Origin of the sequence: Variovorax ginsengisoli (genome assembly GCF_030486595.1) — a bacterium.
GTDB classification, from domain to species: domain Bacteria; phylum Pseudomonadota; class Gammaproteobacteria; order Burkholderiales; family Burkholderiaceae_C; genus Variovorax; species Variovorax ginsengisoli_B.
Window position 1 is genome coordinate 1 of the sequence record NZ_JAUJZH010000001.1, and the last position, 13165, is coordinate 13165.

The following is a 13165-nucleotide window of genomic DNA, read 5'->3' on the forward strand; positions in this document are numbered from 1 at the left end:
GATCTTGCGGGATGACGCGTTGATGGAGCCCATGGTGTCGACCACCTGGCTCACCACGCTGCCGCCCTTGACGGCGACTTCGGAAGCCGAGACCGCGAGTTGGTTGGCCTGGCGGGCGTTGTCGGCGTTCTGCTTCACCGTCGAAGTCAGTTCCTCCATCGACGCGGCCGTTTCTTCCAGCGAGCTCGCCTGCTCTTCAGTGCGCGACGACAGATCCTGGTTGCCCGTGGCGATCTGGCTCGAAGCTGTCGCGATCGTGTCGGTGCCGGTGCGCACTTCGCCCACCACCTTCGCGAGACTGTCGTTCATGTCTTTCAGCGCCCGCATCAACTGGCCGGTCTCGTCGCGGCTCTCGATCTCTATGCGCGCGCTGAGGTCGCCGGAAGCCACCGTCCGGGCCACCTTGACCGCCTTGTCGATCGGCCTCGTGATGCTGCGCGAGATCAGCCACGCGAAGAGACTGCCGATGAGCACCGTCAGCACGCCCAGGGCCAGCGTCAGCGAGAAGCTGCGGGCGTTGGCGGCATCGATGGCGCGGCTCATGTCGTCGATCGCCTGGCGTTCCATCGACAGCAGGTCGAGCACCCGGCTTTCATAAGCCTTCGCGGCTGGCAGGAAAGCGTCCTTGAAGACGCGCTCGGTCTCCGCCGCATTGCCCCCGGCCTTCGCCTTGCCCACCACGTCCTTCGCTGCCTGGTACTTCGCACGCAGCTCGACGATCGACTTGTAGGTTTGCTTCTCACCGTCGGTGACCAGCAGCGCCTCGACCTTCGCCATGGTTTCGCTGCCCCGCTTGACGCTGTCGGCGATCACTTCGGCAAAGGTCACGGGCAGCGTCTCGTCGGTGGTCTTGGCGATCATCGACGTACGCGCGATGGCCGAATAGGTCAGCACGTACCAGTCGGAGATCAACCGCTCCTTGGCCAGCGGACTCTGCATCATGCGGCGGGTGGCTTCGGCGTTGTTCCGCGCGCTGACCAGGGCCGCGGCGGTCGAAATGATCGTCAGGCCCAGAACGATGGCGAAGCCGACGGCGAGGCGTGTTCCGATACGGACGTTGGGCAGGAGGGTCATGGTGGTACTCGACGCAAAAAAGAGGTTGGTTTCAGGCCGCGACGGCTTCGATCAGGCCCATCTCGTCGCTGGACATCAGGCGGTCGATGTCGACCAGGATCAGCATCCGCTCTTCGAGCGTGCCCAGCCCGATCAGGTAGTCGGTGTCCAGCACCGAGCCCATCGCCGGCGCCGGCTTGATCTGCTCCGGCGTCAAGGTGATCACGTCCGACACGCTGTCGACCACCATCCCGACCACCCGGCCGCCGATGCTCAGCACGATCACCACCGTGAACTGGTCGTAGCTCGGCGTGCCGAGCGCGAACTTGATCCGCATGTCGATGATCGGAACGATGATCCCGCGCAGGTTCACCACCCCCTTGATGTAGTCCGGCGCGTTCGCGATCCGGGTCACCGCGTCGTAGCCGCGCAGCTCCTGCACCTTCTGGATGTCGATGCCGTATTCCTCCGCGCCCAGCGTGAAGGAGAGGAACTCGAGCGGCTTGTCCGCGCGTGCCGGGTTCGCCACGCCATCGGCGGCGGGCTTCGATTGAACTGTGCTCATCTTGTCGACTCCTGTTTAAGACTTGAAAACACTCACTGCATGAACCAGGCTTTCGGCCTGCTCCTGCAGCGACTGCGCCGCGGCGGAGGCTTCCTCCACCAGCGCCGCGTTTTGCTGGGTGACCTGGTCCATCTGCGTGATGGCCTGGTTGATCTGCTCGATGCCCGAGGTCTGCTCCTGGCTGGCGGTCGTGATCTCGCCCATGATGTCGGTCACCCGCTTGACGCTGCCGACGATCTCCTCCATGGTCTTCCCGGCTTCACCGACCAGCGCGCTGCCGGCATCGACCTTGCCCACCGAGTCGTCGATGAGGCCCTTGATCTCCTTGGCGGCCGAGGCCGAGCGCTGCGCGAGGCCGCGCACCTCGGCGGCGACGACGGCGAAGCCCTTGCCCTGTTCTCCGGCGCGTGCGGCTTCCACCGCCGCGTTCAGCGCCAGGATGTTGGTCTGGAAGGCAATGCCGTCGATCACGCCGATGATGTCGACGATCTTGCGGGAAGAAGCGTTGATGGAGGCCATGGTGTCGACGACCTGGCCGACGACTTCTCCGCCCTTCACCGCGACCTCGGAGGCCGACACCGCCAGTTGGTTGGCCTGGCGCGCGTTGTCCGCGTTTTGCTTGACGGTGCTGGTGAGCTGCTCCATGGACGCCGCGGTCTGCTCCAGCGAGCTGGCCTGCTGCTCGGTGCGCGACGACAGATCCTGGTTGCCGCTGGCGATCTGGCCGGACGTCGTCATCACGCCGGTGACGTTGCTGCCGACGTCGGCGACGATCGCGAGAAAGTTGGCGCTCATCTGGTTCAACGCGCGCAGCAGGCTCTTGGTCTCGTCCTGCGGCCGGATCTCGAACTTGGCCAATGCGCCGCCCGCGATCGCCTGCGCCACGCCCACCGCCTGCTCCAGCGGCCGGAAGATGGTGCGGCTCATGAACCACCCGAAGCCGATCCATGCGAGTGCGCTGCCGACGGTCGCGGCGGCCAGCAGGCCGGGGAGCCAGCCGGCGGCGGAGGCGGACGCGAGACGCGTGGCCTCGACCCAGCCGACGGCGCCGATGCCCACCGAGAGCACGGCCGCGGTCGACGTCGCTGCGATCACGCGGCTGCGGATCGGCAGGCGACGCAGGCCGCCCATCGGGTCCGACCATCCCTTGCGGACCACCTCGCCCTGGCGGATCGACACGCCCCGGGCCAGGCCCTCGCGCATGCTTCGATAGAGCGCGTCGGCTTCATCGACATCCGACCGTTCGGGCTTGCTGCGAACCGACATGTAGCCTTCGGCGACTCCGTTGCGGCGGATCGGCGTCACGTTCGCCTGCACCCAGTAGAAGTCGCCGTTCTTGCGACGGTTCTTGACGAATCCGGTCCATGGCAGGCCGCGTCCCAACGTGTCCCACATGTCGGCGAAGGCCTCGGGCGGCATGTCCGGATGCCGGACGATGTTGTGGGCCTTGCCCATCAGCTCTTCGAGCGTGTAGCCGCTGACCTCCACGAAGGTCGGGTTGACGTAGGTGATGCGCCCCTTCAGATCGGTGCGCGACACCAGCGCCGCGTCTTGCCGCAATGGGTATTCCTGGTCGGTGATGGGTAGATTGACGCGCATGCTCTCTCAGTGCTTTTCGGATTCGGATTCAAGCCTGAACATGCTCACGACTTGCGACAGGCTTCCGGCCTGCTCCTGCAGCGACCCGGCAGCGGCCGCGGCCTCTTCCACCAGCGCCGCGTTCTGCTGCGTCACCTGGTCCATCTGCGTGATCGCCTGGTTGATCTGCTCGATGCCGGAGGTCTGTTCCTGGCTGGCCGCCGTGATCTCGCCCATGATGTCGGTCACCCGCTTGACGCTGTCGACGATCTCTTCCATCGTGCGACCCGCCTCCGCCACCTGCTTGCTGCCTTCCTCGACCTTCTCCACCGAGTCGCCGATCAGGGTCTTGATCTCCTTGGCCGCCGCCGCCGAGCGCTGCGCCAGGCTGCGCACTTCCGACGCCACCACCGCGAAGCCACGGCCCTGCTCGCCGGCGCGAGCGGCTTCCACCGCCGCATTCAACGCCAGGATGTTCGTCTGGAAGGCGATGCCGTCGATCACGCCGATGATGTCCACGATCTTGCGCGACGAGGCGTTGATCGAGCCCATGGTGTCGACCACCTGGCTCACCACGCTGCCACCCTTGACTGCCACTTCGGAAGCCGAGACCGCGAGTTGATTGGCCTGCCGTGCGTTGTCGGCGTTCTGCTTCACCGTCGAAGTCAGTTCCTCCATCGACGCGGCCGTTTCCTCCAGCGAACTCGCCTGCTCTTCGGTGCGCGACGACAGGTCCTGGTTGCCCGTGGCGATCTGGCTCGAAGCCGTCGCGATCGTGTCGGTGCCCGTGCGGACTTCGCCCACCACCTTCGCGAGGCTGTCGTTCATGTTCTTCAGCGCCTGCATGAGCTGGCCGGTTTCGTCGCGGCTCCCGATCTCGATGTGGCTGGCGAGATTGCCGTCCGCCACGGTCTCCGCCACTTTCACGGCCTCGCCCAACGGGTGGACGATGCCGACCGTCAGCCGCCAGGCGAACAGCCCGCCGACCGCCAATGCAACGATCGACAGCACGATCATCGACATCCGGCCGGTGTCGTGCTCCTTCGCGATCGCCTGGGCCGACGCGTCGATCAACCCGCGTTCATGCACCGACAGCGCATCGACGGCCTTTCCATAGTTCGCCAGCGCCGTCGTGAACTGGTTGTCGGCCAGTTTGTTGGCACCGTCCGCGTCGTTCGCCGCCTTGAGCTTGTTGAGCGTCGCGAGCAGTTCGAGCACCACGCGGCGTGCCTCGGCCACGTCGCCGTAGAGCTTCTTTTCCTCGGGCGAGACCAGCAGCGCCTCGAGCTTCTTCTGCAGCGGATTGATGAGTGCCTGGCCGCCGCCGAGTTCCTTCTTGAAATAAGCTTCAGTGGCGGGATCGCTGGCCTTCACGATCGCAAAAGTCCGCACGATGTTGGCCGCCAGCAAGGTCGACCATTCACCGACCATGCGCTCCTTGACCAAGGTCTTCTCGACCATCTCTTCGGTGGCGTTGCCCACGTTGGCCAGCCGCAGCATGCCGGTGGCCGAAAGAAGGGCCATCAGCACCAGCATGGCGGCGAAGCCGATGCCCAGGCGGGTGCCGATCTTCAGATTCTTCATACTCATCACACACTTCCTCACTTCATCGAACGATTGGATCGGCGTCGAAACGCCGCGGGTCTTGTCGTATGCCGGCTCAGCTGGCCCGCCCGTCGGACGGATTCATCTTGAAGACGCTCACCACCTGCGACAGGTTGCCGGCCTGCTCCTGAAGCGACTGCGCCGCTGCCGAGGCCTCTTCGACCAGTGCCGCGTTCTGCTGGGTCACCTGGTCCATCTGCGTGATCGCCTGGTTGATCTGCTCGATGCCGGAGGTCTGCTCCTGGCTGGCCGCCGTGATCTCGCCCATGATGTCGGTCACCCGCTTGACGCTGTCGACGATCTCTTCCATCGTCTTGCCGGCCTCCGCCACCTGCTTGCTGCCTTCCTCGACCTTCTCCACCGAGTCGCCGATCAGGGTCTTGATCTCCTTGGCCGCCGCCGCCGAGCGCTGCGCCAGGCTGCGCACTTCCGACGCCACCACCGCGAAGCCACGGCCCTGCTCGCCGGCGCGTGCGGCTTCCACCGCCGCGTTCAACGCCAGGATGTTGGTCTGGAACGCGATGCCGTCGATCACGCCGATGATGTCCACGATCTTGCGGGATGACGCGTTGATGGAGCCCATGGTGTCGACCACCTGGCTCACCACGCTGCCGCCCTTGACGGCGACTTCGGAAGCCGAGACCGCGAGTTGGTTGGCCTGGCGGGCGTTGTCGGCGTTCTGCTTCACCGTCGAAGTCAGTTCTTCCATCGACGCGGCCGTTTCTTCCAGCGAGCTCGCTTGCTCTTCGGTTCGCGACGACAGGTCCTGGTTGCCCGTGGCGATCTGGCCCGAGGCCGTCGCGATCGTGTCGGTGCCGGTGCGGACTTCGCCCACGATCTTCACCAGGCTGTTGTTCATCTCCTTGAGCGCCTGCATCAGCTGGCCGGTTTCGTCCTTCGAGGCCACGTGGATGCGCGAGCTGATGTCGCCTGCGGCGACGGTCTCGGCCACCTTCACGGCTTCACCGATCGGCCGCGTGATCGATCGCGTGATGAACCAGGCAATCGCAGCGCCCAGCAGCACGGCCATCAGGCCGAGGCCCAGCATCAGGCCGCGTGCACGCTGGTACTCGGCGGCCGCGGCGGCATTCGCCTCTTCGGCCCGCCGGGTCTGGTAGTCGATCATCGCGTCCACCGAGGCCAGCGTGGCGCGCACGGCGGGAGCGAACTTCTTCATCAGGAGTTCGGTCGCTTCGACGTTCTTGTTCTGCTGCGCCAGTTCGATCAGCTGGGCGCTCAGGGGCGCGGCCACCGCCAGCGTCTCGTCGATCCTGGCCAGGAAGGCCTTGCCTTCCGGGCGCACGACGATCTTGGCGAGCGCCGTCTTGGTCTCGGTAAACAGTTCGCGCGCCGATCCGATCTTCTTCATCTGTTCGCGCATCGCGGCTTCGTCGGTCAGCAGCACCAGTTCGGTGCCGAAGCCGGCGATGTCGCGAATCGAATCGAGCATCTTGTTGGCCAGCGCCACCTTGACATTGTTGTCATGGACCATGCTGTCGAGGCGCGCCCGGATGCCGCCGAGGGAGTTCAGGCCGAGTGCGACGATCGCCGCCAGGAACAGCAGAACGACGGCGAAGCCCATGCCCAGGCGGGTGCCGATTTTCAGATTGGAAAGCGCGTTCATGGTGGTGGCAACAAGGTGTCCTGGAGTAGATGTGAGGGTTTCAGAATTCGGTCCAGTCGCCCGCGGCCGCGCTGGCCGTCGCCGGCGCAGGCGCCGGCTTCGAACGGGCGGGGGCCGGAGCCGGTGATGGCCTGGATGGCGCCCGGCTCGGCGCAGCTGCCGCGACAGGCGTGCGGGCAGACGCAACGACCGCTGCCGGCCCGCCGTCGTCGAGCTTGAAAGTGCCGACGATCTGCGACAGGTTGCCGGCCTGCTCCTGCAGCGATGCGGCAGCCGCCGCGGCCTCTTCGACCAGCGCCGCGTTCTGCTGCGTCACCTGGTCCATCTGCGTGATCGCCTGGTTGATCTGCTCGATGCCCGAGGTCTGCTCCTGGCTCGCCGCCGTGATCTCGCCCATGATGTCGGTCACCCGCTTCACGCTGCCCACGATCTCTTCCATCGTGTGGCCCGCCTCGGCCACCAGTGCGCTGCCCGCGCCCACCTTGCCCACCGAGTCGTCGATCAGGCCCTTGATCTCCTTGGCCGCCGCCGCCGAGCGCTGCGCCAGGCTGCGCACTTCCGACGCCACCACCGCGAAGCCGCGGCCCTGCTCGCCGGCGCGTGCGGCTTCCACCGCCGCGTTCAACGCCAGGATGTTGGTCTGGAACGCGATGCCGTCGATCACGCCGATGATGTCCACGATCTTCTTCGACGAGGCGTTGATCGACGCCATCGTGTCCACCACCTGGCTCACGACTTCGCCGCCCTTCACCGCCACTTCGGAGGCCGAAGCCGCGAGTTGATTGGCCTGGCGCGCGTTGTCGGCGTTTTGCTTGACGGTGCTGGTGAGTTCTTCCATCGAGGCGGCCGTTTCCTCCAGCGAGCTCGCCTGTTCTTCGGTGCGCGACGACAGGTCCTGGTTGCCCGCCGCGATCTGCCCCGAGGCGGTCACGATCGAATCGGTCGCGGTCTTGATGCGCCCGACCAGGTCGGTCAAGGTGTCTTCCATCTCGCCCATGCCGCGCAGCAGCCTGCCGAAGTCGCCGCCGCGATCGGTCTCGAACTCCTGGCTGAGGTCACCCGAGGCCACGGTGTCGGCGATCAGCAGCGCCTCGTCGATCGGCTGCACGATGCTGCGCGTCAGCAACCAGGCCAGGACCGATCCGAGCGCCAGCGCGATCGCCGCCAGCACCAGCAGGTTGACGCGGCCCGAGCGGTAGAGTGCATCGATCGCGTCGGCCGACTTGTCGATCTGTGCCCGTTCATGCGCCAGGATGGCGCGGATGCTGGCGTCGTAGCTGTCGAGCGTCGGCACCAGCTTGTCCCTGGCGATGCGCATCGCCTCGTCGCGCTGGCCACCGGCCTTGAGCTTGAGCAGCATGCTGCGCAGCTCGATGTAGTCGGCACGCTTCTTCTTGATGTCGGCGACCAGCGCGGTTTCTTCCGGCGTGTCCAGCATCTCCTCGAGTTGCTTTTGCGTCTCGGAGATCGTGACGCTGATCTTGCTCATGCCCTTCTGCAGGTAGTCCTGCACCTGCGGGTCGTCGGTGTTCAGCAGCGCATAGGTCCGCACGCTGTTGGTGCTGGTGCCCAGCAGCCAGCCCGCCGCCAGGCGCTCCTTGGCGAGCGAACGATTCGACATCTCGTGGGTCGCATCGCCGACCGCCTGCAGCCGCAGCACGCCGATGCCGGCGATGGCGGCCACCAGGGCCAGGATCACGGCGAACCCGCCACCCAACCGGGTGCCGATCTTCCAGTCTTTCATTGCGTCTCCGATTGCTTCGTTGTTCTAGATGACCGCTTCAGGCCGCCAACTTCTCGATCAGCCCCATGTCGTCGCTGGACATCAGGCGGTCGATGTCGACCAGGATCAGCATCCGTTCTTCGAGCGTGCCCAGCCCGATCAGGTAGTCGGTGTCCAGCACCGAGCCCATCGCCGGCGCCGGCTTGATCTGCTCCGGCGTCAAGGTGATCACGTCCGACACGCTGTCGACCACCATCCCGACCACCCGGCCGCCGATGCTCAGCACGATCACCACCGTGAACTGGTCGTAGCTCGGCGTGCCGAGCGCGAACTTGATCCGCATGTCGATGATCGGAACGATGATCCCGCGCAGGTTCACCACCCCCTTGATGTAGTCCGGCGCGTTCGCGATCCGGGTCACCGCGTCGTAGCCGCGCAGCTCCTGCACCTTCTGGATGTCGATGCCGTATTCCTCCGCGCCCAGGGTGAAGGTGACGACCTCCAGGCGGTTCGCGTTCGCAATCGCGGCGGCAGTGCCGGCCGCATGGGATGGAGGGCTCGAGATCTCTGCCATGGGGTTCCTTGGAGTCGGATGGATAAGTTGTCTGGATGGATATCGGCAGTCAGCCGAATTTCTGCATGATGCGAACCAGTTTTTGTCCGTATTGCGGATCGGTGGCGTAGCCCGCGCGCTGCAGGCCGTGCGCGGCTTCAGTCGGGTCGTCGGTCGCCAGCACGTTGGCGTAGCGCGGGTTGCGCGTCATGAAGCGTGCGTAGTCGGTGAAGGCCTCTTCATAGGAGCCGTAGGCCCTGAACTTGGCGCGGATGCGCTGCGGCTCGCCGTCCACGTACTCGGTGGTGGTGGTCTCGACCACCGGCCCCTGCCAGCCGCGGTCGGCCTTGATGCCGAACAGGTTGAAGCTCTGGGTGCCGTCATCGGCGCGGATCTCGCGCTTGCCCCAGCCCGATTCGAGTGCCGCCTGGGCCAGAATCAGCGGCGCCGGCACGCCGCTGGCGGCGCTCGCCGCCTGCGCCGAGGCACCCATGCGGTTGACGAAGCTGTCGACATGGCCCTGCAGGTTGGCCACGGCGCCGGCCGCGCCGCCCGAACGGTCGTTGTTGACCTGGTAGGCGCTCAGGTCGACGCGGCTGGACGGCGCCGAGCCGATCGGGATGCCCGCCTGCGGCGACAGCGGCAGGCCACCGCGCGGCGCCAGCGACATGCCCGCCGGGTTCGGCTCGCGTTCGTCGGTGCCGGCAGCCGCCGAGCGCTGCAACTGCGCCAGCATCGCCTCGGCCAGCCCCAGTCCCCGGCCGGAGAGGTTCTGCGACAGCTGCTGGTCCAGCATCGAGGTGTAGATCTTCTCGTTCTGGCCGTCGAGCAGGCCGCTGGAAGGCGTCGCCTCCCGCATGCTCTTCAGCACCATGTTCATGAACATGGCCTCGAACTGCCGCGAGACCTGCTTGAGGCCTTCTTCGGGCGAGGCGCGCACGGTGCGCCGCAGGGCGTCGACGCCCTGGACGTCGAGCGCGAAGCGCTGGTCGAGCGCACCGGCGCGATCGACCCCTGTGTTGGCTGCGGAAATCGCCATGCCGGGCCTCAGATGATCTCGAGCTCGGCGCGCAGGGCGCCGGCGGTCTTCATGGCCTGGAGGATGGACACCAGGTCCTGCGGATTGGCGCCCAGCGTGTTGAGGCCCTTGACCACGTCCGCCAGCGAGGCGCCGCCGCGGATCATCTGCAGTGCGCCGCCCGGCTGGTTGATCGAGATCTCGGAAGTCGCAGAGGTCACGGTCCGGCCGTTGGAGAACGGGCCGGGCTGGCTCACCAACGGGTCGGTGTTGATGACCACCGACAGGCTGCCGTGCGCCACCGCGCAGTCGTTCACGCGGACCGCCTGGTTCATCACCACCGAACCCGTGCGGGCATTGATGACGACCTTGGCCACTGCCTGTGTCGGCGTGATCTCCAGGCCTTCGAGCCGGGCCAGGAAGCCGACCCGCTCCTGCGCCGATTCGGGCGCTCGCACGCGGATCACGCGGCCGTCGACCGCCTCCGCCAGGCCGCCGCCGAACTGCCGGTTGATCGCCTCGACCGCCCGCTGGGCGGTGCCGAAATCCGAGCGCATGAGTTCGAGCGTGACGGCGCCCTCGCCGCCGACCGCGGCCTCGACCGCGCGCTCGACCGTGCCGCCGGCCGGGATGCGGCCCGAACTCAACTGGTTGATCTGGACCTTGCTGCCGTTGGCCGATGCACCTGCGCCGCCGACCACCATGTTGCCCTGCGCGATGGCATACACCGCGCCGTCGGAGCCCTTCAGCGGCGTCATCAGCAGGGTGCCGCCGCGCAGGCTCTTGGCATTGCCCATCGAGGACACCGTGACGTCGATGGTCTGGCCGGGCCGCGCGAAGGCGGGCAGCTGCGCCGTCACCATCACGGCCGCCACGTTCTTGAGCTGCATGATGCCCACTTGCGGCACCGTGATGCCGAGCTGCTGCAGCATGTTGTTCAGGCTCTGCGTCGTGAACGGCGTCTGCATCGTCTGGTCGCCGGTGCCGTCGAGGCCCACCATCAGGCCATAGCCGATCAGCGGGTTGTCGCGCACGCCCTGGATGCTGGCGAGCTCCTTGAGCCGCTCGGCATGCGCAGGCACGGCCAGCAGGAACGCGCAAGCCGCGGCGAACGCTGCAAGGGGCTTGGCGAAGCGCGTCGAAGCGCGCGAAGAGGGGGTGTTTTTCATGCTAGAACGGCATCACGTTCAGGAAGATTCGCTGCATCCAGCCCATCTGCTGGGCCTCGTCGATGTAGCCCTTGGCCGTGTACTCGATGCGCGCATCGGCCACCTGGGTCGAGAGCACGGTGTTGTTGCCGGTCACCGTGCGCGGGTTCACCACGCCCGAGAAGCGAATGAACTCGGTGCCCTGGTTGATGCCCATCTGCTTCTCGCCGCTGACCAGCAGGTTGCCGTTGCCGAGCACGTCCACCACCGTGACCGTGATCACGCCGCTGAAGGTGTTGGCGGCGTTGGCGCCGCCCTTGGCGGTGAGCGCGTTCTTGCCCGAGAGCTTGGCGTCCTGGTCGTTGAGCAGGCCGCCGAGGAACTTCGGAATGGTCGCGAAGGCGGCCGAGGCGCTGCCGTCGCGGCTCGCGTTGGCGCCGGAATTCTTGCTGGCGTTGACCTTCTCGCTGATGACGATGGTCAGGATGTCGCCGACGTTGCGCGGGCGGCGGTCCTCGAACAGCGCGACGCCGCGCGCGCTGTCCTGCCAGATCGCGCCGGTGGGCACGCGCGGCTGCACCGGGATCATCGCATCAGCGCGCGCCGTCATCGGCTGGTGCACCAGCGGCTCGCGCGGCACCAGCGCACAGCCCGTGGTCAGCGCGATGCCGAGCCCCGCCAGAAGAAGACGCGTGAACGCGATCACAGCTGGGCCAGCCTTTGCAGCATCTGGTCGGAGCTCTGGATCGCCTTGCTGTTGATCTCGTAGGCGCGCTGCGTCGCGATCATGTTGACCAGCTCCTCGACCACGTTGACGTTCGAGGCCTCGGTGTAGCCCTGGCTCAGGATGCCGGCGCCGTCGAGGCCCGGGTTCAGCAGGTTCGGCGCGCCGGACGAGTCGGTCTCGGTGTAGAGGTTCTCGCCCTTGCTCTCGAGGCCGGCCGGATTCAGGAAGGTGGCCAGTTGCAGCTGGCCGACCTGCACCGTGGCCGTGCTGCCGGCCTGGGTCACCGAGACGATGCCGTCGCGGCCGACCGTCATGCTGGTGGCGTTCTGCGGGATCGTGATCGGCGGCTGGATCGTGAAGCCGCTGGCGGTCACCAGCTGGCCGTCGCGGTCGGTCTGGAACGAACCGTCGCGGGTATAGGAGGTGGTGCCGTCGGGCATCAGCACCTGGAAGAAGCCCGAGCCGTTGATCGCGACATCCTTCGGGTTGTCGGTCTTGGTCATGTTGCCCTGGGCATGGATGCGTTCGGTCGCGACCACGTGCACGCCGGTGCCGACCTGCAGGCCCGAAGGCAGGCGGGTCTGGTCGGAGGTCTGGCCGCCGACCTGGCGCAGGTTCTGGTACATCAGGTCCTCGAACACGGCGCGGCTGCGCTTGAAGCCGGTGGTACCGACGTTGGCCAGGTTGTTGGACACGACGTCGAGCTGCGTCTGCTGGGCTTCGAGGCCGGTCTTGGCCACGTAGAGGGAACGAATCATTGAATTACTCCTGCGAAGGGTTTGCGGCTCAGCCGTAGGCCAGCAGCTTGTTGGCCGACTGGGCGTTGGTGTCGGCGGTCTGGATCGACTTCATCTGCATCTCGAAGCTGCGTCCGTTGGCGATCATGGCCACCATGGCCTCGACCGGATTGACGTTGCTGCCTTCGACCATGCCGGCGGCGACCACCACGTTGGCATCGGCCTCGGGCGGGCGCACGCCGTCGCGCATGCGAAACAGGCCGTCGTCGCCGCGCACCAGGTCGCGGGTGTCCGGGTTGACCAGCTTCAGCTTGCCGACGTTCGACACGCCGACGTTCGGATCGCCCGCGCCGCGCGCGGCGATCGTTCCATCGGAGGCGATCGTCACGATCGAGCCGGGCGGGATCACCAGTGCGCCGCCGTCGCCGACCACCGGCCGCGCGCCCATCGTCGTCACCTGGCCATCGGGACCGACCTGCAGGTTGCCGACGCGGGTGTAGGCCTCGCCGCCGCCGGGCGCCTGGACCACCAGCCAGCCCTCGCCGCGCACCGCGACGTCGAGGTCGCGGCCGGTCTCGGTCAGGGGCCCGTGCGAGAAGTCGGCGCCGGGCGTCGTCGCGGTGACGAAAGCCCGCGTCGGCGCCTCCTCGCCCACCACCGGCACCGCGCGGAAGGTGTTGATCTGCGCCCGGAAACCCGGGGTCGAGACGTTCGCCATGTTGTTGGCGACCGAGGCCTGCTGCTCCATGGCCTGCTTGGCGCCGCTCATCGCGACATACAACATTCGATCCACTGTGTGCTCCTGGTGTTGAGAGGCTGCGTCTGCTCGGAACC

General features: G+C 66.7%; 12 protein-coding genes. All 12 read right to left on the reverse strand.

The window, feature by feature from the left end; all coding sequences use genetic code 11:
* On the reverse strand, nt 1–1074 hold a 1074-nt coding region (locus tag QZH52_RS00005), incomplete at its 3' end, for a HAMP domain-containing protein (protein ID WP_301802087.1).
* 31 nt (nt 1075–1105) lie between these two features.
* Entirely contained in the window at nt 1106–1618 is a 513-nt protein-coding gene (locus QZH52_RS00010; protein WP_286511327.1) for a chemotaxis protein CheW, read from the reverse strand.
* A 15-nt stretch (nt 1619–1633) separates the two neighbouring features.
* Nucleotides 1634–3217 carry a methyl-accepting chemotaxis protein gene (locus QZH52_RS00015; RefSeq protein WP_286536609.1) on the reverse strand — a complete coding sequence of 528 codons (1584 nt, stop codon included), beginning with the start codon at nt 3215–3217 and terminating at the stop codon, nt 1634–1636.
* 6 nt (nt 3218–3223) lie between these two features.
* Nucleotides 3224–4786, reverse strand: coding sequence for a methyl-accepting chemotaxis protein (locus tag QZH52_RS00020; protein ID WP_301802106.1), 1563 nt, complete (start codon nt 4784–4786; stop codon nt 3224–3226).
* 70 nt (nt 4787–4856) lie between these two features.
* Nucleotides 4857–6425 carry a methyl-accepting chemotaxis protein gene (locus QZH52_RS00025; protein ID WP_301802109.1) on the reverse strand — a complete coding sequence of 523 codons (1569 nt, stop codon included), beginning with the start codon at nt 6423–6425 and terminating at the stop codon, nt 4857–4859.
* A gap of 40 nt (nt 6426–6465) precedes the next feature.
* A complete protein-coding gene (locus QZH52_RS00030; RefSeq protein WP_301802112.1) occupies nt 6466–8169 on the reverse strand; it encodes a methyl-accepting chemotaxis protein in 1704 nt (567 codons plus the stop codon).
* Between the two features lie 37 nt (nt 8170–8206).
* Nucleotides 8207–8722 (reverse strand): chemotaxis protein CheW, encoded by a 516-nt coding sequence (locus QZH52_RS00035; RefSeq protein ID WP_301802115.1) that lies wholly within the window; start codon nt 8720–8722, stop codon nt 8207–8209.
* Between the two features lie 49 nt (nt 8723–8771).
* Nucleotides 8772–9740 carry a flagellar assembly peptidoglycan hydrolase FlgJ gene (flgJ, locus tag QZH52_RS00040; protein ID WP_301802118.1) on the reverse strand — a complete coding sequence of 323 codons (969 nt, stop codon included), beginning with the start codon at nt 9738–9740 and terminating at the stop codon, nt 8772–8774.
* Between the two features lie 8 nt (nt 9741–9748).
* Nucleotides 9749–10888, reverse strand: coding sequence for a flagellar basal body P-ring protein FlgI (locus tag QZH52_RS00045; protein ID WP_301802122.1), 1140 nt, complete (start codon nt 10886–10888; stop codon nt 9749–9751).
* A gap of 1 nt (nt 10889) precedes the next feature.
* A complete protein-coding gene (locus tag QZH52_RS00050) occupies nt 10890–11573 on the reverse strand; it encodes a flagellar basal body L-ring protein FlgH (protein ID WP_286536617.1) in 684 nt (227 codons plus the stop codon).
* Entirely contained in the window at nt 11570–12352 is a 783-nt protein-coding gene (flgG, locus tag QZH52_RS00055; RefSeq protein WP_286505120.1) for a flagellar basal-body rod protein FlgG, read from the reverse strand. The genes QZH52_RS00050 and flgG overlap by 4 nt, the downstream gene beginning before the upstream one ends.
* A gap of 28 nt (nt 12353–12380) precedes the next feature.
* Entirely contained in the window at nt 12381–13124 is a 744-nt protein-coding gene (locus tag QZH52_RS00060; protein ID WP_301802132.1) for a flagellar basal body rod protein FlgF, read from the reverse strand.
* Nucleotides 13125–13165 lie beyond the last annotated feature (41 nt).